This window comes from Kitasatospora sp. NPDC057512 (assembly GCF_042802135.1).
GTDB lineage: Bacteria > Actinomycetota > Actinomycetes > Streptomycetales > Streptomycetaceae > Kitasatospora.
In genome coordinates this window covers 1-1,496 of the sequence record NZ_JBHVET010001189.1, presented here as the reverse complement: position 1 = coordinate 1,496, position 1,496 = coordinate 1, and the positions used below count along the sequence as shown (strand labels likewise).

Annotated in this window: 1 protein-coding gene and 1 pseudogene; both read left to right on the top strand. The window is 75.3% G+C overall.

Features of this window, described 5'->3' with window-relative positions; all coding sequences use genetic code 11:
• Positions 1-445, top strand: a pseudogene (locus tag ACFU6K_RS38805) (hypothetical protein); the annotation flags it as partial.
• Positions 446-510: 65 nt separating this feature from the next.
• Entirely contained in the window at positions 511-1,455 is a 945-nt protein-coding gene (locus tag ACFU6K_RS38800) for a bifunctional riboflavin kinase/FAD synthetase (RefSeq protein WP_380671344.1), read from the top strand.
• The last annotated feature ends 41 nt before the right edge of the window (positions 1,456-1,496 follow it).

Here is a 1,496-nt window from a genome sequence, read left to right as displayed (position 1 = left end):
CGTCCCGGTGGCCGACCCGGCGGCGGACGCGCTGCGCTGCGAGCTGCTGGACACCCTGCTCGCCACCGAGACCGACCCGGCGGTGCTGACCGCCGCCGTGGAGCGGCTCGCCGAGCACTGCGCGGCCGAGAACCCCGCCCGGGCCCGGGCGGTGCTGGCCCGGGCCGGCACCGGGCTGCCGGGCGCGGACGAGCTGCTGGTGCGCTGCGCCGGTCGGTCGGCGGCCTTCGCCCGGCTGCTCGCCCGGTGGCCGTCCGGCGCCGCGCCGACCGCCCCGGACGGCCCCCGGCTGGCCCGGATGCGGGCCCTGGCGGCGGCCGGACGGGACCCGCAGTACGCCGCCGCCGAGGCCGAGCGGGCCGTCTCCGGGCGGGCTGCGGGGCCCTCGGCGGGCTCAACCCGTATTCCGGTGCCTGAGCCGGGGCAGGCGCATGGCACGCTATAGGGGTTCGGGTTTTGAGCGTTTGAGCGTACAGAGGGTACGCGCCGTACGGAACAAGGAGCGGTCAGGTGCAGCGCTGGCGTGGCCTGGAGGAGATCCCCGGGGACTGGGGACGCAGCGTCGTCACCATCGGCTCGTTCGACGGGGTGCACCGAGGACATCAGCTGATCATCGGGCGGGCGGTCGAGCGGGCCCGCGAACTGGGCGTCCCGGCGGTCGTGGTGACCTTCGACCCGCACCCGCGCGAGGTCATCCGCCCGGGCAGCCACCCGCCGCTGCTCGCGCCGCACCCGCGCCGTGCCGAGCTGATCGCGGAGCTGGGCGTGGACGCGGTGCTGGTGCTGCCGTTCACCACCGAGTTCTCCCAGGAGTCCCCGGAGACCTTCGTCCGGCAGGTCCTGGTGGACGCGCTGCACGCGCGGGTCGTCATCGAGGGCCCCAACTTCCGCTTCGGGCACCGGGCGGCCGGGAACGTCGCGCTGCTCGGCGAGCTGGGCCGGGCGGACGACTTCGAGGTCGAGGTGGTCGACCTCCAGGTGTGCGGCACGGCCGGGGACGGTGAGCCGTTCTCCTCCAGCCTGACCCGCCGGCTGGTGGAGACCGGGGACATGGCCGGTGCCAACGAGGTGCTGGGCCGCCCGCACCGGGTCGAGGGCGTGGTGGTGCGCGGCGCGCAGCGCGGCCGCGACCTGGGCTACCCGACCGCCAACGTCGACACCGTGCCGCACAGCGCGATCCCGGCCGACGGCGTGTACGCGGGCTGGCTGACCGCCGACGGCGAGCGGATGCCGGCGGCGATCTCGGTCGGCACCAACCCGACCTTCGACGGCACCACCCGCACCGTGGAGGCCTACGCCATCGACCGGGTCGGCCTGGACCTGTACGGGCTGCACGTGGCCGTGGACTTCCTGGCCTACCTGCGCGGGATGGAGAAGTTCGACTCCATCGACGCGCTGCTGGACCGGATGGCCGACGACGTGAAGCGGGCCCGCGAGCTGACCGACGGCATCTGACCGACGGCATCTGACCGACGGCGTCCGAGGCGTCGCGGAAC